The organism is Vibrio sp. R11-SG3-ISO3-SZ, from assembly GCF_059834345.1.
The window spans coordinates 1-19,053 of record NZ_JCBDGX010000090.1 but is presented as its reverse complement, the minus strand read 5'-3'; the positions used below and the strand labels follow the sequence as shown (position 1 = coordinate 19,053).

Sequence of the window (19,053 nt, the reverse complement as noted above, 5' to 3'; positions counted from 1 at the left end):
TTGAATTGAGCTACTGATTGTTTTTGCCTTTGTCCATGGTATTTTTGGGGTTCACCATGCCTTGATGAGCATTAAACTCTTGTTGAGAGATAGCGCGATCCGCGTTGCTATCTAACGAAGCAAAACTGTGGCTTTGATTGATATTTTTCAACGTACGTCCCTCTTCTGCTCGCTGGGCAATACGTTCTGAGCGTGCTTGATTGAACTCGGCTTCGGTTATCTTGCCATCACCATCGAGATCAAACTGTGAAAATACTGGGCGTGACATATTGTTATTCATGCCTTTATTCATTCCACCAGCCATTGCTCCGAAGGCAATAACGATACCGAGTAACGCGATTATTGTGCTTTTGATTTTTATGACGTTTTCCTTCTCTTTGTTTCACTACTTAAGAACATACTAATATAAGTAAGATAACGTCATGTGATGTAAAGGCATGTAAAGATGGCTAAGTAGATATCGATTTACGTTCTTATCGGTTTGTAAGCGCAGCGCAACAGAAATTATGAAACTTATGCCGCTAGTACTCTGGTAAGAGTACAGGCATCTCATGTTGGTTTCATGCGCTCTAAACACGTCTTGGGGCAAAAATGAGTCACGCTACTGCCATACCAACCAAACATTTGAACTCCCCCACAAAAACAACACACAGCCCATCCTTCCTGCCCGACTCCTTGATTTCACCCCGCCTTGCCTGCGCGGTGAGCTGATATACCTAGGGGTCTGTTGCTAACAATGATAATTATCATGCGGAAAGAAAAAATCCAGAGTATCGAACTTGGCCGTGTGGTGGCGATCATCGCGATTGTTGCTATGCATGGGCAGCCATTTCTCTCCTACTGGCTATCGGATGGCACCCCATGGTTTGGGTACATTTTCAATCAGGCGACACGCTTTGCTGTGCCGCTGTTCTTTTTGATTTCGGGGTATTTGATTGCCCCTAAACTGGACGCCAACCCCATCGCGACGCTCAAAGCCTACAGCGCACCGCTACTGCGCCTTTTTGTTGTGTGGAGTGTGATTTGTCTTGTGATGCCGTTTAACCTCAATGTGGTGATGAAACAAGGGTACTTGGCCGATCGCATGGGCTACTGGCAGTTTTTACTCTCTACACCGCTTAATACCTTGCTTGAAGGCGGACTGGTGCACTTGTGGTTTATCCCGGCGTTGGTGTTAGCGGCGGCGATTGCGTCAGGGTTGGCGCACCTTTCCCAATCCCAGTGGTTGATTCCGTTAGCGTTGCTACTGTATGTCCACGGCGTTTTGGCAGGCAGCTATCAAGGGGTAACGGATCTGTGGTCGCCGTTTTTCACCCGTAACGGACCATTTTTCTCAACGCTCCTGTTCGCATTGGGCATCGTGATTCGCCGTCAACAATGGCGCGTGAGCAGTGCACAGGCACTGACGATGGCGGCGCTGGGGATGTTGGTTCATTTCGCTGAAGCGTACGGATTGTCGTTTTATGACCAGCCTTTCAACACCAATGATTTTCTGTTTGGCACGGCGCTGTGGGGAACGGGCTGTTTTCTCTGGTTATTGACCAAGCCTTCGCTCGGCCAAGGTCATTGGCTGACGGGGCTCGCCCGCTACGTGTTGCCGGTTTACGTCGCGCATTTACCGATGATGATAGTGATGTTCAACATCGCCGGGGCGTTGGAATTAGAGGGGTTGATGCGAGATGCCAGTATCTTTGTGGGTACACTCACTTTGACGTTTCTACTGGTGAAAGCCGTGGATGGCACCAAACTCAATACTTGGTTGTTCCGTTGATACTCAAGCGCCGCTGATACGCGGCGCTCTTATTATCTATCCGAGCAGTTTCGAGTACGGCAGCGCGATGAGGTTTAACACCATCAGCGCGGCCATGACGAAGAAGGTCAATTTCATTCCAGTGATACGGTGCTTTAGCGTATCGGATAAAATCGCTTTCGCGTGCAGCACTCGCCCAATCACAAACGCAATCCCCGCCAAATGAATAAAGCCGACATGCACACCGTTGTATTCCGCCAAGGCCATTAAAATCAGAGTGATCGGAATATAGTCAACCGCATTGCTGTGTGCGCTGCGAGCTAAAACCAGCGCTTCGACGCCGCCGTCAGCGTATTTTATGAGCTCTGCGCGTCGTTGTTTGATCACTTGCCACGCAAGCGAAATCAATAATCCGGCTAATATCACCGCGTATAGCGCCGTTACCATAGTGTGTCTCCTTGATTGATGTCATCTCTAACATAATGGGGAACGATGGATTATGCCAGCCGAAACAAAAGGCAGCGCCCAATGAACGCTGCCTTTTTCACATCACCGATCTAGGGTGGCTGTCACGTTAGTATGCACGTTAAGTGCACATGACGATGACATGCGTGTGCGATGCTTGCTTATACCACCTGACACTGAGTCCAGTCATAACGCAGCTCATGCCAATGCCCATCACGTTGGTAACGCACGACCACTTGCTCCGCTTGCCACTCAACATTAAGCCCTTGGTAGCGCCCGTCTAAAGACAAATCGTGCAGTACCGTAACCTGACACAATGTCGCTTGGCTTCTGAGCACACTGTAGGCCAAATCACTGGTGGCTGGGTTATCTGGGGCGTAGCCCGTGAGCAAGCCTAGCGGCGTGTCGCTGGCGATGAATTGACTGAATGTCGGCTGATCTTCAATCTCATAACGTAGCGTTAAGCCGCTCTGTTCTGCCAACCACTGGGTGTCTGTCATGCGGGCTAATGGGCCTTCAAGTGGATTGTCGATGGCCTCACCACGTTGAGCCAACTGGTGTTTTCCGCGCACGTGATAGGTCAAGTCTAGGTGCTGTTGGTGCGGGTTCTCGATGCGGTTAAGCTCGATCGCTGCATCGCCTAGCCAGAGTAAGGTACGACGAAAACGCACATCTTGGTACGCTTTGCTGTCCCAATGCTCCAGCGTGTGGCTATCGACTTGCGCTGGCGGCTTAGACCAATCGACTTGCGTATCAATCACCGTCAGTGCATCGCTCTGCTGATAGGCCAGCAAGGTCGGGTTGATAGGAGACTGGTTTTTCTGGTTCACGACTAAGGTGTTGTGCGTCGCGCTGTTTTTGTAGTAGCCGTAGTGCAGCTCAGCGCCGTAACCTGTGGTGCCAAGATCTGGCAGAATCTCTTTGCCTGCGCGGGTTAAGACCATGCCAAGGCGGTCATAGTGATCGTGCTCACCGCCATAGGGCGCGTGTTTAAGTAGCAAGGCGTTGTCTTGTTTGTCATCGTACACCAAGCTGATCCCAGCCTCTTTGGCGTGTACCGTGTGGCAGGCAAGCGGCGTCGCCTCCGGTAAGGTGTCTACGCCATAAAGCAGCGCATCAATGTTATCGCGCTCTATGTTTTGGTAGATGCTGCTGAGCATGCGTGCAAACGGCTCACATGGGGTTTGTCGGTAAGCAAACTCAAAAATGTGCGCATGGGTAAGCTGCTCTTGCCCTGCGATACAGTCATTAAGACGCGGGAAGGCGCCGGTGTTCATCACCAAACTGAGCGGGAAAGTCAGCAACTTGAGGTAATTCGGGTTTGAGGCGACCGAATAGGGCGTGTTGCACGCGATCTTCTCAAAATTCATTAACGCTTGCAGCGCGTAGTAGTGGTAGTGAATCGAGCCTTCAAACCACATTCCCTCACCCAAACAGCCATGATTGAGCTGATAGTGCAGGCCGTAATCGGTATTGAGCGCGAAATCGAGGTAACGCGAATCATCGAGAATCAGACCAATCACACCCACGGTGGCGTTGATTTTCATCTCATGGTTGTGCAACTGCGGAGTGCGGTATTCCATCAGGAACTCGGCCCCTTCACGCAACAGGCGCGTCTCAATTACCGCTTGTTGCTCTGCGCTGAGCGCTTCACGGATGAAATCATAACCTCGCGCCATATCAATATGGCAGTTGGCCTCACACAGGGTTTGCGCGTTGGCTTTGCCTGGCCCGTTGTACGGAATACCGCCGTGAATTTCGTAATCTGGGTAGTACTTGGCGTATTCAAGCAAAATCGCCGTGACTTTCTCAAGGTAGAGCGGCTCTTTGGTGATCTGCCACAGCAAGCCAAGGTCGTAACACGCTTTGGCGTTCAGACCGTTCATCCAGCGCCACCATGCGCCATCATAGGGTTCGCCGGTAAACTCTTTGCCGTCCACTGGGCAGCAGTGTGAGAGCGGCTTGTCGCGATCCCACGTCAAACGCACACCGTGCTCTGGGCAGTAGTAGTAGAGGTTCCACGTTGCGCGGCCATCGCACGGCACGAGGATATCGTTCTCGAGCACAATCTGATTATTGGATTTGAGCGCCTCAATCACCTTAGGGGTGGCGCGCTCGCGGATGAGGCCCATGTCAGAGTGAGAAAATTGAATCATGAAGACGTCTCCAGCTGAGTCGTTGAGAAGCCGAAATAGCGCTTGGCGTTGTAATAGCAAATGTTTTCAATCGTAGTTTTGAGCAGTGACTCATCGTAAGGAAGCTCACCCTCGCTGACCCACTTCGCCAACAGATCGCACAATACGCGGCGGAAATATTCGTGGCGGCTGAAAGAGAGCACATTGCGTGAGTCGGTCAACATGCCGACAAATCGCCCTAATGCGCCGAGGTTTTTCAGCGTCGTCAGTTGCGCCACCATGCCATCTTTGTGATCGTTGAACCACCACGCCGCACCGAACTGGATTTTACCTGCGGCGCGATCGCTGTCTTGGAAAGCGCCAGCCATGCAGCTCAGCACCGCGTTGTGGTTAGGGTTGAGATTGTAGAGCACGGTATTGGGCAGCTCGGCACTTTCATCAAGCGCACTGAGCAACTGCGCCAATGGCTGAGCAATCGACAAATCGTTGATGACGCTAAACCCGGTGCCACCACCCAGCGCCTGTTTGCGCCTTTGATTGACGTTGACCAACACGCCGATGTGCAGTTGCATGCTCCAGCCATAGTGGTGATAACGTCGGCCAAGCTCAATAAACAGACGAGTGCGCAGCGCCACTTGTTCAGACTCGCTCAGTGCTTGTCCACTGAGCAGCGTCGAGAAGGCTGCTTTGGCCTCTTCTGGCGTGCATGGTGTATACACCACCTGCGTTAAGCCGAGATCAGACAAGCGGCAGCCGAGCGCGTGGAAAGTCTCTATGCGCGCGTCAATGGCAGCAAGGTAGTCATCCCAGTGTTCGATTAGATTACCCGTCAGCGCCGCCAATTTCCCCGTCACCGTCTGCAGCGCAGCAGGGGTATCGAACGCCAGCAGCTCATCGGCGCGAAACGTCGGCAGCACTTGTACGGAAAAATCAGATTGCTTGAGCGCGGCGTGCGCGCTTAAATCGCTCAGCGGAGAGTCGGTAGTACAGAGCGTTTTAACCTTGAGCGAGGTCAGCACCTCGCGGGTGGTCAACGGCTGAGTCGCCAGTCGCTGTTGGCAATGTTGCCAAATCGCTTGCTCGTTGTCAGGGTTTATCAGCAAATCACACTCAAAAAAGCGCTTTAACTCAAGATGCGACCATTGGTAGAGCGGGTTACCGAGCAAGTACGGCACAGACTCGCACCACTTGGCAAATTTCTCAGCATCACTCGCCGCACCGGTAATAAAGTGCTCATCCACGCCGTTGCTGCGCATCCCACGCCACACATAGTGATCGCTGTGCAGCCAAGCTTCGGCCAAGTTTTGAATGGGGGTGTTGTCTAAGATGTCCTGCGCTTCCAAGTGATTATGATAATCAATAATGGGCATGGGCGCGGCGTAGTTGTGATAGAGGTGCTGAGCGAGTGTCGAGTTGAGGAGAAAATTGTCGTGAATATAGTGATTGTTCATTGAACCAGCCTTAAGTATTGAGCCTTAAGTTATGGCATCCCCCCAGCCGCGTGTGCGAGTGGGGTGAAAGCAACGAAAAGGCCAACCGATCGGCGGCTGGCCTTGGATTCGTCAGTCAGAATCAGTTCTTGTACTCTTCTGGTAGGTCTGCGATGTAGATTGCAGGCACACCTTCAAAGTCACTGGTGAACAGTACGCCATCGTCGTTTGGTGTGAACGATGGGTGTGGGTGAGTGATCTGACGATCACCGTCTAGCACGTCCCAAGAGGTACTGTGCTTAGCCAGTTTCGCAAAGCTCTTATTCTTGGTGTTCATGATGTATAGGAACGGGTCGTTCTCGATGTTGTAGCTTTCTGCGTCTGCCACATCCACCGGCGCATCACAGCCGTCACCCACCATCAAAGAACCGTCGAAGTTACTCATTAGGTGAGAACATGGTGGCATCACCATCACTTCTTCATTCTCAAGCGTTTCTGGGTTCGCTTTGTAGATCACGCGATCCGTTTGACCTTTGAAGTAAGACACGTAAGCCATTGCGCTGCCATCTGGAATCCAGAATTCGTGCGTGCAAGATTCGCCTTCTTCATGCTCTTTGATCTTACGAACGTTTGAGCCATCTTCGTTCACTAGCCACATACGTGCGTCAACCAGATCGTGTGGACCTTCGTGACAGAAGCCAACGGTTGAGTCGTCAAATGGACGGTAGATTGGGTGGCCTAGCCATGCGTTATCTTGGTGAACTACGTCCAACTCACCCGTTTCGATGTCCACTTTGATTAAGCGACAAGTTGGGTTGGTGTGGTAAAACTCAGCGAATTTTTCCCAAGAAGTCAGTGGTTGCCAATCCGCTTTAAGGATCTCAATGCCCACCAACTTAGTGCACTCTGAGTTTGCTACCCAAGTGCCGTAGCCTTTCCACTCTTCATCAACGGTGTAAACGACAGTTTCGTTTAGTGTTTCGAGGTCAACCTTCATCAGGTTGAGTTCGTTTTTCACGTAGAAGAAAGAGCGGTCGTCGTCAGAGATGAAACCGCCGAATGTATTATCGCCCGCACCTTCTGTCAGCTGAGTCGCTTGCTGAGTTTTTAAGTCCAATAGGTAGTAGTTGCGGTTGCCGTCAAAATCGCCAGCAAATAGGAGCTTTGAGCCATCCTTGGTGAAGCATTTCTGGTAGAAGTAGTTACGGTGACAAATCACATCAGTCGGTGTCAGACGCGTTACCTTCACTTGGGTATCGCTATCAACGAAGGTTTCAAAGCCCAGTTGAATCACATTACCTTTGGCCATTTTAAATTCTCCTAAATTCTTAATTGGTATAGCCACCTCCGAGGAGGTGGCCAATCATGATTTAAACGTGATTAGTTGGTTTGCTCAGTGAGCTTTTTTTCATCACCAACCTGAGCACTCTTCTTCAGTGCATAACCCACGGCGAATATAGCGGCCGCACAACAGGCGAACACGAAGCGTCCCCACAGTGGGTTTGGAATCAATACCATCAAGCTCAAGCCACCCGCCATGTAGATAACCAATGTACCTAGCTTGTTGCGCTGCATGCGGTCAACGATGTCTTGACCTTCAGACGCGACCACTTCAGTTTCCACATCGTTGAAGAACTTCTCAGTTTCCGCCAACTGCGTGTCTGTCTCTTCTTTGTAGAACAAGGTGGTTGCCCAGAAGAAGCCCGCGGTTAGGAATAGGTGCGCTGCGATAGTGATCATCGTACGCATCTCAGAGATTTCACGCCCTGTTAGATCCGTCATGCCGAACCAGCCGCCAACCACTTGTGGTGTGAACACGTTGATCACAGACCAAGAGACCAAACCACCGAATACTACGGTTGCCCACGGTGCCCATTTTGGCGTTCTACGGATAATCATACCGAAGAATAGAGGAACAAGAATTGGACCTTGTAGCAAGGTAGACACTTGCATCATTAGGTCAAATAGGCTGAGTTCTTTTAGAGATGTGAAGAACTGCGCCATCATGATAACCATTAGGCCGTTCGCGACACACACTAGCTGACCCGCGCGTAATAGTTCTTTGTCAGACGCTTTACCTTTACGAACGATCGTTGCGTAGAAGCTGCGGACAAAGATACCTGAGTTACGGTTTAGTGCTGAGTCCATTGAAGACATGGTCGCAGCAAATAGACCCGCCATCAGCAGACCAACAGTACCCACAGGCATGATTTCACGAGCAAAGACTAGGTAAACCGCATCGCTGGCTTTCGCGCCAAGTGCTGGGTACTGAGCCGCTGCATCTGGGAACACAATCGCAGTTACCCAAGGTGGGATGAACCAAATCACCGCACCTGCAAGCATCATTGCGCCTGCCATTAACGCCGCTTTGGTTGCGTTGTTTGAGTCTTTTGCGTTTAGGAAACGGTAAGAGTCTTGCATGTTGTTGATACTTTGCAGCTGTTTCACCACAAAGAACAGGAACACACAGATCGTCATCAGTGGGTAGTTCATGTCAGGACCAATGAAGAAGCCTGATGGGAACTCAGTAATGATCTCACCTGGGCCACCGATGTAAACCAGCGCCACGATTGCACACGCAATCGAAATGATCGCGATAACCAAGGTTTGAATGAAGTCCGATGCCACTACGCCCCAAGCACCACTCAATAGAGAGATGATCAGAACCGCAATACCGGTTGCCCAGATAGTGGTGATGATGTCAGCGTCAAATACCGCTGAAGCGAATACGCTCAGACCGTTTAGCCATACACCGCCGTTGATCACACTAAGAGGGATGATAACCCAAGTGAAGAACTGCTCGTTGGTGTTACCAAAACGACGACGAATACCTTCCGTTGGGGTGTCGACACGCATTTGGCGGAAACGCTTAGCAAAGTAGAGGTAAGCCACGACGTACGCCATGATGTTACCGAAGAATACGCCCAGTACCGCAAAACCATCATTGAAGGCTTTACCGGCTGCGCCTGTGAACGTCCAAGCAGAGAACTGCGTCATAAACGCCGTTGCACCTACCATCCACCACAACATTTTACCGCCCCCGCGGAAGTAGTCACTGGTGCTGTTGCTCGCCATCTTTTTGAATAGCAAACTGATCGCCACCATTAGGCCGAAATAGCCCACGATGACAAGATAATCAAATTCCATAGCAGAACCTCGAAACACTGTTTTAATTTAAGTGTATTGTAGTTTTGTATTACGTTTAGTTCCGTGACCAAAATCGAAACATCGGTTCATAAACAAAATAATCGCGTCAAACATGATCTAGATCACTAGCTATCCGACGCTAATTAAGTTTTTTATTTATCAATAACGGTTAAAACGTCATCACTTGATGTCAAAGGTAAGACAAAAGGGGCGGCGATGCCCCTTATTCAGTCAAAAATGTGGCTTATTGCATGAGTTTTTTCAGCTCAAGCGCTTCAGCCATGCCTGGTATCGCTTGCTGAGTATCCACCACGCTTAGGCGACGCATCTCAGCCAGTGCGGCCATATCGACCGCTTCACCCGCTGCGTTTTTCGTTACGCCATCTTGGATGAACAGGTTGTCAGCAGAGAAGTCACTGTTAACCACATCGTCATAGCGGCTTTCAGTTTGGAAACGGTAAGATATGTTGCCAGTAAACTCGCCTTGCTTGATGCTGTCTGAGTATGGGCTCTTGCGGAACAAGTAGTTGAAGCGCTTGTTATCAATCGCTAGGTTGTTGCTCAGCGTGATCGCACCTGGGTTAAAGTTGTCCGTAAAGCCGTCCATGTTGTTGTTGAACGACAAGCTGTTCTTCACGACGTGTGGAACAGGGATACCTTCACCACCCAACTTGAAGCCGTTACCGATGGTGCCGCCTTTGTTTGGCACATCAAGGGTACGACCATTGTTGAACGCGATAGAATCGACAATGGTCACGGCACCATTCGGGCCATCTTCAACCTTGTTGAACAGATCCCAACCGTCATCGATGTTGTGGTGAGAGAGACAACGGATGAAGGAGTTGCCATCACCGATACGCATTTTCGCAGCAAAGCCGTCCGCGTTGATTTGTGATGAATCCATGTTGTTGTAACTTTCACTGTCGATCACTGTGTTGTAGCTCGCCCATAGCGCGCGACCAATGTTCTCTGGTGAGGTGATTTGGAAACCGATGTCTGGCGCGCTGTGCGTCACGACTTTCTCAAACGTGTTGTGGCTGCCGTGAACAATCAAACGCGCACCCGCCACTTCAATGCCTTCTACGTGCCAGTGGCTCGCGTCATGGTTAAAATCACCCACAAAGCGAACTTTGCCTTCTGGCGCAGTGAGGTACTTCATTTTCTCAGCGGTACCGCTGACCGTGATTGGCAGAGTGATCTCTTGGTAGTCACCCGGTAGCAGCGTAATGGTGCCACCTGCTGGAAGCAGCTCAACTGCGCTTGCCAGATCCAATGGTGACGCTTGAGTGCCCTCGCCGTTCGCTTTGCCGTTTGGCGCAACAACAATCTGCTCTGCGTTAGTGAGCGCTTGCTTAGCGACTGTGAAGGTTTCAGTCATTGCTTCTAGCGATGGGCGTGTACGTCAACGTGAATTCAGTGTTCGCCGCAGCCAGTTTTACCGTGTGGTTGAACAGCTGACCCGCTTCGACTTTCGCAGACGTAATCACTTTGCCCGCTTGCGCTAGCTCAAATTGGCCAGTGTAGTTCGCACGCGCTTGCACTGGGTAAACGTCGCTGACTGTACGTGGTGAAGACGCCACTTCTAAACGCGTCGCCACTTGCTTGGCTTGGTAGGCTGGCGCATCAATGTTTTGCGCAGGAGAAAGTGCGAGCTCAACGTTGCTAACGTGAATCTTCGCATTACGTGAAGCAAAGAAACCGACAAATTGGCTCTCGCCATTTTGCATTTCAAGAATATTCGCATTGGCACCTTTCACGTCATACTCTTCTGAGATATGACCGTTTTGGTAGCCCACTTTGAAGCCTTCGTTGGTACGAGTCAGGCTCATGCGGTACGCATCTTTGCTCACGTAAGGCACGCCTTCCACGTAATCCACGCGGCTCAGGCGGTTACCTGCAGTGCCCCAAGGTTGGTAAACACCTTCACGGAAAGACGCGTTGATGTTGGTCATACCATCGTTGGTGCGCGTGTGTGAGCTCATGAGGTTCATCACCATGTTTGACGCCGAAGGGAACTCTTCGTGGCCCTCTGGTTGTGGCATCAGACGCTCTGCGCCTACAATGTCACGAACCATGATGCCTGCGCCTTCCTGGCGGTTAGGTGTTGCGCCCGTCTCTGGGCCTAATTGTTCAAGTTCGATGTCAGCAGTCAGGGTGAAATTGTAATCGGTTGGAATTTCCGTGTAGTAGAAAGTGATCCCTTCATGCGAGTTCGCCAGTTTGCCCTCACGGCTTTCCACCGTAAATTGGTCAGCGACTGGGCCCGGTTGAACCAACTCGCCGTTAACTGTTACTTGGTTGACGCCGACCTTCTCAGGCAGGATAGTCGAACCAAAGTTCAAGTCTGTCGACTGACCAAAGGTCGCCGCTTTCCAAACCAGTTGGTCAGCAGTCAGTTCACTCGCAATCGCTTGTGGTGCCAACGCCATGGCAACGCACAGGGCAAGAGTCTGTTTTCTCATTTTATTCACCAATATTGAAACATTGTTTTGATTTGGGGCTTCTGGCGCACACTTTACTCGTTCTAGAGAGGGGTGAGAAGCAAAAAACCAATAAAATGCGATCTTAGAAACGGCGTTTCATTTTTATACAAACACTACTTATCAGTGGCCAAAAGACATAAAAAAAGCACCCATTCATCTGGGTGCTTATTTAGCTAGATTCGCTGGGAATGGTAGAGCTCAAAGGCTCTCCTCTTCCCTTAGCAATCTGTGATTAGTCGATTAGAGACTTCACGTATTCTGCGATTTCTGGCACTTGGCAGTTAGAGAAGAAACACTCTTGGAACTGCGCGCTGCCCACTGCTTGCTTAACAAGATCTTGGTCAATCGCACGTAGAGACTCAACCACGTCTTTACATACTGCTGCTTTCACGTTGTTTAGGATAGCCGCGTTTGCTTGCTGAGGTGCAGCACGCTCGATTGGGTAACCTTCGCCACGAGCGCCTGTGAACGCTTTTTCGAAGATGTAACGAACGTTCAGTTCACCAGCCCAACCAAAGCCTTTTGCGAACGCTAGAGAAATCGCGTTGCCGTTGTTGATTTGGTTGAATAGGAACGCGTCAGATGGCTCTAGGCAGTAACCACAAACAACACCTGGGTGTAGGTTGCTTGCCATTAGTGCGCCTTGACCAGTACCACAACCCGTTACGATGAAATCCACTGCTTTAGAGTTCAGTAGGATGCTCGCTTGGATACCTAGGTGGATATACGTTAGGTGATGATCGTTTTCGTCAGTCATACCTACGTTGAATACTTCGTGACCTAGACCACCAGCAACCGTGTTTAGCTCAGCAGCAACCATAGCGTTTTTAGGTGCTTGGCTGTTTTCCATAGTTAGTGCAATTTTCATTGGATTCTCCTGCGGCGAACCGCGTAACTAATTTTAAAACTTATACGAAATCTTTGCGCATTGGCGTGAAGTTATCAATCAACACACCCGCTTCTAGACACACACAACCGTGCTCGATGTTTGGCTCTTTGTACATGGTGTCGCCCGCTTCAACGATTTTCTTCTCATCGCCAATAGTGAATTCGAACTTACCAGACAGTACGTAAGTCAACTGCTCATGTGGGTGGTTGTGCATTGAACCAACAGCACCTTTTTCAAAGTGCACTTCAACGGCCATCATGTTGTCACTGTGCGCAAGCACTTTACGTGAGATACCGTCACCTAGGTCTTCTAGTTGGATGTCTTTGTTGTATACGAACATGGGTCTTCTTTCTCTTCGTTATCGACAAGCTTCACTTTCTTTTGCTCTCTGAGCAATTTTGCTGTGGTCATTAAGTTAACGCTGATCAGCGTCATTTCCAGCAGCGTTCCACCCATCGATCCTATGATGAAATTATTGGCCAGCCAGCATAACGCCCCGACCAAAAAACCGATTCTCATCGCCACGCCCTTGAGGACAAACACCGAGAATGTCCCGATGACAGTGCCCAAAATTGGCCAGATGTCCTGTGGCGATTCCATAATATAGAAACCACTGGCCATACTTATGGCGATGAAGATTGCTGCGACTCTTTTCGATGAAACGTAAATAGCGGTGGCCGTTCGAAGCGCTGAAAGCACTGAACTGACCACCGATACTAAAGAGCCAAGCAAGAAAAAATGCAGTAGATGGTTTAAATGAAAAACCAACATCAAAATCTTCAGCTTCTTATCGTCTTTCTGATAAAAGGTACATACCCCTAAGAAAAAGCTTAAGAATCCAAGAATTTGTGCAATCGTGTTTTGTTCCACGCGATCTACTCATTTTTCAGCGCCTAACCAAGGTTAGGCGCTAGATTGCTAATTAGCGAGCTAACCAACCACCGTCTACAGCAACAGTGTAACCGTTGATGTAAGAAGCAGCGTCAGACGCTAGGAATACACATGGGCCAGCAACGTCCTCTGGCGTGCCCCAACGGTCAGCAGGGATACGCTCTAGGATAGCGGCGTTGCGATCTTCATCCGCGCGTAGTGCTGCTGTGTTGTTTGTCGCCATGTAACCCGGTGCGATTGCGTTCACGTTGATGTTGTGACGAGCCCATTCGTTTGCCATTGCGCGAGTGATACCCATAACCGCACTCTTAGATGCAGTGTAAGAAGGTACACGGATGCCGCCTTGGAAAGAAAGCATAGAAGCGATGTTGATGATCTTACCGCCAGTGCCTTGAGCAATAAACTGACGCGCGACTGCTTGAGACATGAAGTAAACCGTTTTCGAGTTGATGTTCATCACGTCATCCCAGTTTTGCTCTGAGAAGTCGATCGCATCTTCACGACGGATGATACCTGCGTTGTTTACTAGGATATCCACTTTACCGAATTCAGTCACAGCGCTGTCGATGATGCTTGGGATATCGTCTTGTTTTAGTAGGTTAGCGCGAACATCTAGGAACGTGTAACCTGCTGCATTCATTTTTTCGATGGTTTCAGTTGGTTCAACGTAGTTAACACCAACAACTTTACAGCCTGCTGCTGCAAGACCTAGTGCCATACCTTGACCAAGGCCAGTGTCACAACCCGTTACGATAGCAACCTTACCTTCTAGGTTAAATGAATTAAGAATCATGTTTATTCCTCAAAAGCTGTCAAATTAACGTTCATTACGATGGCTCGCCATCCTGTGACGCTAATATAGCAATTTTTAAAACCGCATTTCAATTATTTTTAAAACAGACTTTCAAAAAGCATGACCTAGATCGTCTTTTTGTATGACAAATAGCTGCGCGGTTTCAAAATTTTAAAAACGTTTTTTGAAAATAATCTGGCGACTCATCGTCTCATAGGTATAATCACCCCTAGACAAATATAACTAGGGTAAAGAGATGGAAAAGAACACCCAACCTGAAGCCGTATCCTCGGTTCTCAAGGTATTCAACATTCTTCAAGCATTGGGCGAGCAAAAGGAAATTGGTGTTTCAGAGCTATCACAGCGTCTGATGATGTCGAAAGCGACAACGTACCGATTCCTGCAAACCATGAAAACGTTAGGCTATGTGGCACAAGAAGGTGAAGCGGATAAATACTCCCTCACCCTGAAGATGTTTGAGCTCGGCGCGAAATCACTCGAATACGTCGATCTGATTGAACTGGCCGATAAAGAGATGAAGTACATCTCGCAGCAAACCAATGAAGCGCTGCACTTAGGTGCCCTTGACGAAGACGGCATCATCTACATTCACAAAATAGACTCCAACTACAACCTACGCATGCAATCACGCGTCGGTCGTCGTAACCCTCTCTACAGTACTGCGATTGGTAAGGTATTGCTGGCGGAGCGTGATGAGAGCTTCGTACGCGATATTCTGGCAAATGTGGAGTTTGTTAAACACACAGAACGCACACACGAAAATGTTGATCAGCTCTTATCTGAGCTTAAAAAAGTGCGTGAACTGCATTTTGGTCAAGATAACGAAGAGCAAGAGCCAGGTCTGCGCTGTATCGCTGCGCCAATCTACGACCGTTTCGGCACGGTCATCGCTGGCGTTTCGATTTCGTTCCCGACCATTCGTTTTGATGAAAAGCGCATGTCTTACTACATTGAGCTGCTACACAATGCCGGCCGCAATATTTCTGAGAAGTTGGGTTTTAACGGCTACCCTGTGAAATAGTTCCCGCTACAGATAACGAACAACGCCCACTCGATTTACACATCCTGTGGGCGTTTTTGATCGCAGCGTTCGTCACTGCAACACTCGGCACGCAAAAAGCGGATCACCTGATCCAAACATTCATACTCCGCAACGCAATACAAAGTGCGCCCTTCTCGGCGTTGGCTGAGCAATCCCGCCGATACCAAGCTAGAGATGTGATGAGACAAAGTAGAGCCCGGAACAGATAACCGCTCCTGAATTGCGCCCACAGCCACCCCTTGATAACCCGCCTTAACGATGGTTTTGTATATCGCCAATCGAGTTGGATGGCCCAATTCTTTTAGCGCTTTGGCAACCGATTCCAGTTCCATAATTCACTCCACAGAAAAACATTTCCATTATTGTGGAACTATTGCGTATTTGCAATCGCAAAAAAGGCAGCGAACGCTGCCTTATGACTGAAATCGCGACTAGCACTACAGTGCTCGACTGCGGGTAGGTAAGAAGACCTCACCCAGCATGCAGCGTACGCTGCCGCCACCGATGGATTCGATGGTCGAAACATCAAACGCCAGCACCTTACCGTGGCTAGAGAGTTGCGCCAATTGCGCGGGCTCAAACGCCTGATAGGCCGATTGCGACATGGCAATCACCTTGTCACCATTGATGGTTTCAAGCTGAAGAAGGTTGCCACAAAACTGGTTCATCTGTTCCAAGCTGATTGAAATCACCTGTTTGTCTTTTGCCAAGGATTTCAAAACAAAACGGCGCTCGAACTCAGGGATCACTTCATCACAGATGACGCAAAAGCCTTCACCAATCGCCATCATCACATTGGTGTGATAGATAGGGTTGCCTGACGGCAACGCGGTTTGAAATGACACCACTTTAGGGTAACCAATACGCTCCGCGTAATCCTCCAACACTTCACGATCACAGCGCTGCGACAATGCCGCATAAATGGTGCGATTGATGTGATCCATCACCATGACACCCGTGCTTTCAAGGTGCGCGCCATGCTCAAGGTAGCTCACCAAGCTATCTTGTTGAGTCACGCTTCTTCCCGCAGCTTGCAGCGCATCGACCAGCGCTTTGGGTCTTACTTCCTGTTGGCGATTTTGGCAAGCCATTGGGAAGGTATAGAGCGTGCCCTCAGCTGTGGTGCTGAACCAGTTATTGGGAAAGACCGCATCTGGCGTCTCTATCTCAGAGGTGGGGTAGTCAAACTCAATCACCTGAACGCCCGCAGCACACAGCTTCGACACCATAGCGTTAAACTCCGCCATCGCCTTGCGGCGAATCGCGCTCGTTTCAGCCTGAATGACATGCTGAAATTCATTGTCTTTGGCGGTTTGCGCGTTAAAAGCAAACTCTTTCGGTGGCACCATCACAACGCAGTTCGCGTTCTGTGCCTGTAACATGTCGTTATTCGCTAAGGAATTCACTACAGATTGCTGTTCCAACATGATGACCAACTCGCATTTTTCCACTTGATAAAGCCAATTGTAGACATAATGTTAAACAAAAAATCACTGAAATCACGCAGTACAACGAGTGTAAATCAGTAATATTTTCTGAATATACTTTTCAATGCAGCAAATGTTACTGCCACCAGCGCAACTCAGAGTTTCAGCATGAATAATATGCACAAATAAGAATATCGCACTGGTTACATTCTGATTACTAACGCGTTACCATTGCGTATCCTTTCATATTGAGCCATTTTTGCCTTTAGGAAACACGCATGTTTAACAAGTTTGAGCAGTGGACACACCCTTTTCCACGTCAAGAGCCAGACCAGCCGCCAATGGGCATTTGGGCCTTTTGCCGCCACTACACCCGAGGTTTTGAAAAGCCACTGCTGCTCATGTCAATTCTGTCAATGATCGTCGCGGTGGTAGAGGTGTCGCTGTTTGGTGCAATGGGCAATCTCGTCGACTGGTTGACGCATAGCGACCCTGCGACATTCTGGCAAGAGAACCAAACGCAGTTACTGTTTTACGCGGCGCTGCTTCTTATCATCATGCCATTGCTGATCTTGGCGCACTCTTTGGTCATCCACCAGTCACTGCTGGGTAACTACCCTATGGCTATCCGCTGGCTAGCTCATCGCTATTTACTCAAACAAAGCCTGACCTTCTATCAAGATGACTTTGCCGGCCGAGTGGCAACCAAAGTCATGCAAACGTCCCTTGCGGTGCGCGAAACCGTGATGAAAACCATGAACGTGTTTGTTTATGTCGCGGTCTATTTTACCTCCATCGTCGTGCTCCTCGCTCAGGCAGACTGGCGCTTGATGATCCCGATGCTGATTTGGTTATGCTGCTACGTGGGGATTCAGCTCTATTTTGTGCCAAAGCTGAAAGATATCGCGTCACACCAAGCCGATGCGCGTTCCACCATGACAGGACGCATCGTCGACAGTTACACCAATATCGCCACCGTCAAATTGTTCTCCCACAGTCAGCGGGAAACCGACTACGCCGAAACTGGGATGCGCGGCTTTTTGGATACCGTCTATCACCAAATGCGCTTAGTCACAGGATTCAATGTTGCGGTAGAAATCACCAACTATGTGTTGGTCTTTACTATCAGTACGCTCTCAATCGTACTGTGGATGAACGATGCCGTCAGCGTCGGGGCCATCGCCATCGCCATTGCCCTCGCGCTGCGCATTAACGGTATGTCGATGTGGATCATGTGGGAAGTGGGCGCGCTGTTTGAAAACATGGGCACCGTGGTGGATGGGATGAAAACCCTCTCAAAACCGGTGGATATCCAAGATGCGCCCAACGCCAAAGCGCTCAATGTCACTGATGGCGAAATCAAGTTTGATAACGTGAGCTTTCACTATGGTGATAAAACTAAAGGAGTGATCTCTCACCTTAATCTGACCATAAAACCGGGTGAAAAAGTGGGTCTGGTGGGCCGCTCTGGCGCAGGAAAATCCACCCTAGTGAACCTTCTGCTGCGTTTTCATGATGTCGAAAGTGGCCAAATCACCATTGATGGCCAAGCGATCAATGCGGTAACCCAAGACTCGCTGCGCAGTAACATCGGTATGGTGACGCAAGACACCTCCCTGCTGCATCGCTCTATTCGTGACAACATCGTTTACGGCAACCCTGAAGCCAGCGAGGAAGCGCTGTTACGTGCCACTCAACAGGCGCACGCGCATGAGTTTATTGAAACCCTGAGTGACCCTTTTGGCAATACGGGTTACGACGCGCAAGTCGGTGAGCGAGGGGTGAAACTGTCTGGCGGGCAACGTCAGCGTATCGCTATTTCTCGCGTACTGTTAAAAGACGCGCCATTACTGATTTTAGATGAAGCCACCTCAGCACTCGATTCGGAAGTCGAAGCGGCGATTCAAGAGAGTTTGAATGAGCTGATGGAAGGAAAAACCGTCATCGCTATTGCGCACCGACTCTCGACCATCGCTGCGATGGATCGCCTTATCGTCCTCGACCAAGGTCAAGTCGTCGAGCAAGGCACCCACCAAGAGCTGATCAGTGCCGGAGGGATCTACTCGCAGTTGTGGGCACATCAAACCGGCGGTTTTATTGGCGATAATGAGACGCTTGATGAGGCCTCATCGAAATAACTCGCTCATTGATTCTCTTTGCGAGTTATTCCCTAGCGGACCTTATCTTTTACGAGATTTGTCTTTAACGGGATTTGGATTGCTTATCTTGATACATGCGCTTGTCGGCCAGTTCGACAAGCTCTTGTATCGACAGTTTAGCGTTGGAGCTGGCAGAGGTAATGCCCACGCTAAACTCTATTGCATAGGCATGACCGCTGCGTTGATTGTACGCCTCTATTGCCTGCTTAAACCGCTCTATCACCACAGCCGCAACCGGCTCTGACGCGCCAGACATCAACACAACAAACTCATCACCGCCAATACGAGCAAACACATCGGACTCACGAAAGGAGTCTCGCATCGTCGCAGCAAACGCTTTGAGTAGCGCATCCCCGGCACTGTGACCGTGGGTATCGTTGATGTGCTTAAAGTTATCGAGATCAAAATAGGCCAAGGAGAG

The 19,053-nt window shown here is 49.7% G+C and carries 16 protein-coding genes and 1 pseudogene; 3 read left to right on the top strand and 14 right to left on the bottom strand.

Annotated elements, in window-relative coordinates:
* Positions 1–10: 10 nt before the first annotated feature.
* Positions 11–280, bottom strand: a complete 270-nt coding sequence (locus tag AC6R1O_RS11780) for an EF-hand domain-containing protein (protein WP_500633139.1) — start codon at positions 278–280, stop codon at positions 11–13.
* Between the two features lie 468 nt (positions 281–748).
* Between AC6R1O_RS11780 and AC6R1O_RS11775 the strand changes: the two genes are divergently transcribed.
* Complete coding sequence (locus tag AC6R1O_RS11775; protein ID WP_500657086.1) at positions 749–1,771, top strand: acyltransferase; 1,023 nt, start codon at positions 749–751, stop codon at positions 1,769–1,771.
* Positions 1,772–1,807: 36 nt separating this feature from the next.
* Here AC6R1O_RS11775 and AC6R1O_RS11770 read toward each other — a convergent pair whose 3' ends face one another.
* From AC6R1O_RS11770 to kduD, 10 genes and pseudogenes are all read right to left on the bottom strand, one after another.
* Positions 1,808–2,197, bottom strand: coding sequence for an MAPEG family protein (locus tag AC6R1O_RS11770; RefSeq protein WP_500630998.1), 390 nt, complete (start codon positions 2,195–2,197; stop codon positions 1,808–1,810).
* A gap of 179 nt (positions 2,198–2,376) precedes the next feature.
* Positions 2,377–4,371 carry a heparinase II/III domain-containing protein gene (locus AC6R1O_RS11765; RefSeq protein WP_500633141.1) on the bottom strand — a complete coding sequence of 665 codons (1,995 nt, stop codon included), beginning with the start codon at positions 4,369–4,371 and terminating at the stop codon, positions 2,377–2,379.
* Positions 4,368–5,801, bottom strand: coding sequence for a glucuronate isomerase (uxaC, locus tag AC6R1O_RS11760; protein WP_500633142.1), 1,434 nt, complete (start codon positions 5,799–5,801; stop codon positions 4,368–4,370). The genes AC6R1O_RS11765 and uxaC overlap by 4 nt, the downstream gene beginning before the upstream one ends.
* Positions 5,802–5,922: 121 nt before the next feature.
* A complete protein-coding gene (locus AC6R1O_RS11755) occupies positions 5,923–7,089 on the bottom strand; it encodes an oligogalacturonate lyase family protein (RefSeq protein ID WP_500630995.1) in 1,167 nt (388 codons plus the stop codon).
* A gap of 71 nt (positions 7,090–7,160) precedes the next feature.
* Complete coding sequence (locus tag AC6R1O_RS11750; RefSeq protein ID WP_500627916.1) at positions 7,161–8,927, bottom strand: sodium:solute symporter family transporter; 1,767 nt, start codon at positions 8,925–8,927, stop codon at positions 7,161–7,163.
* Between the two features lie 244 nt (positions 8,928–9,171).
* Positions 9,172–11,389, bottom strand: a pseudogene (locus AC6R1O_RS11745) (right-handed parallel beta-helix repeat-containing protein).
* Between the two features lie 253 nt (positions 11,390–11,642).
* Positions 11,643–12,278, bottom strand: coding sequence for an RpiB/LacA/LacB family sugar-phosphate isomerase (locus AC6R1O_RS11740; RefSeq protein WP_334553081.1), 636 nt, complete (start codon positions 12,276–12,278; stop codon positions 11,643–11,645).
* A gap of 40 nt (positions 12,279–12,318) precedes the next feature.
* Positions 12,319–12,639 (bottom strand): cupin domain-containing protein, encoded by a 321-nt coding sequence (locus tag AC6R1O_RS11735; RefSeq protein ID WP_487902490.1) that lies wholly within the window; start codon positions 12,637–12,639, stop codon positions 12,319–12,321.
* On the bottom strand, positions 12,609–13,169 hold the full coding sequence (locus AC6R1O_RS11730) for a YgjV family protein (RefSeq protein ID WP_500637385.1): 561 nt from the start codon (positions 13,167–13,169) through the stop codon (positions 12,609–12,611). The genes AC6R1O_RS11735 and AC6R1O_RS11730 overlap by 31 nt, the downstream gene beginning before the upstream one ends.
* A 52-nt stretch (positions 13,170–13,221) precedes the next feature.
* Positions 13,222–13,983, bottom strand: coding sequence for a 2-dehydro-3-deoxy-D-gluconate 5-dehydrogenase KduD (kduD, locus tag AC6R1O_RS11725; protein WP_500627913.1), 762 nt, complete (start codon positions 13,981–13,983; stop codon positions 13,222–13,224).
* A 256-nt stretch (positions 13,984–14,239) separates the two neighbouring features.
* Here kduD and kdgR point away from each other — a divergent pair, with 256 nt between their 5' ends.
* Positions 14,240–15,025 carry a DNA-binding transcriptional regulator KdgR gene (gene kdgR / locus AC6R1O_RS11720; protein ID WP_487902488.1) on the top strand — a complete coding sequence of 262 codons (786 nt, stop codon included), beginning with the start codon at positions 14,240–14,242 and terminating at the stop codon, positions 15,023–15,025.
* Between the two features lie 35 nt (positions 15,026–15,060).
* Here kdgR and AC6R1O_RS11715 read toward each other — a convergent pair whose 3' ends face one another.
* Both AC6R1O_RS11715 and AC6R1O_RS11710 read right to left on the bottom strand, forming a co-directional pair.
* A complete protein-coding gene (locus AC6R1O_RS11715) occupies positions 15,061–15,378 on the bottom strand; it encodes an ArsR/SmtB family transcription factor (RefSeq protein WP_487902487.1) in 318 nt (105 codons plus the stop codon).
* A gap of 105 nt (positions 15,379–15,483) precedes the next feature.
* Positions 15,484–16,473, bottom strand: coding sequence for an arginine deiminase-related protein (locus tag AC6R1O_RS11710; protein ID WP_500657085.1), 990 nt, complete (start codon positions 16,471–16,473; stop codon positions 15,484–15,486).
* A 278-nt stretch (positions 16,474–16,751) separates the two neighbouring features.
* Between AC6R1O_RS11710 and AC6R1O_RS11705 the strand changes: the two genes are divergently transcribed.
* Positions 16,752–18,611 (top strand): ABC transporter ATP-binding protein, encoded by a 1,860-nt coding sequence (locus AC6R1O_RS11705; RefSeq protein ID WP_500633144.1) that lies wholly within the window; start codon positions 16,752–16,754, stop codon positions 18,609–18,611.
* Between the two features lie 64 nt (positions 18,612–18,675).
* Here the strand turns inward: AC6R1O_RS11705 and AC6R1O_RS11700 are convergent.
* Positions 18,676–19,053 (bottom strand): GGDEF domain-containing protein (locus AC6R1O_RS11700; RefSeq protein ID WP_500657084.1); only part of this gene is annotated, 378 nt, incomplete at its 5' end.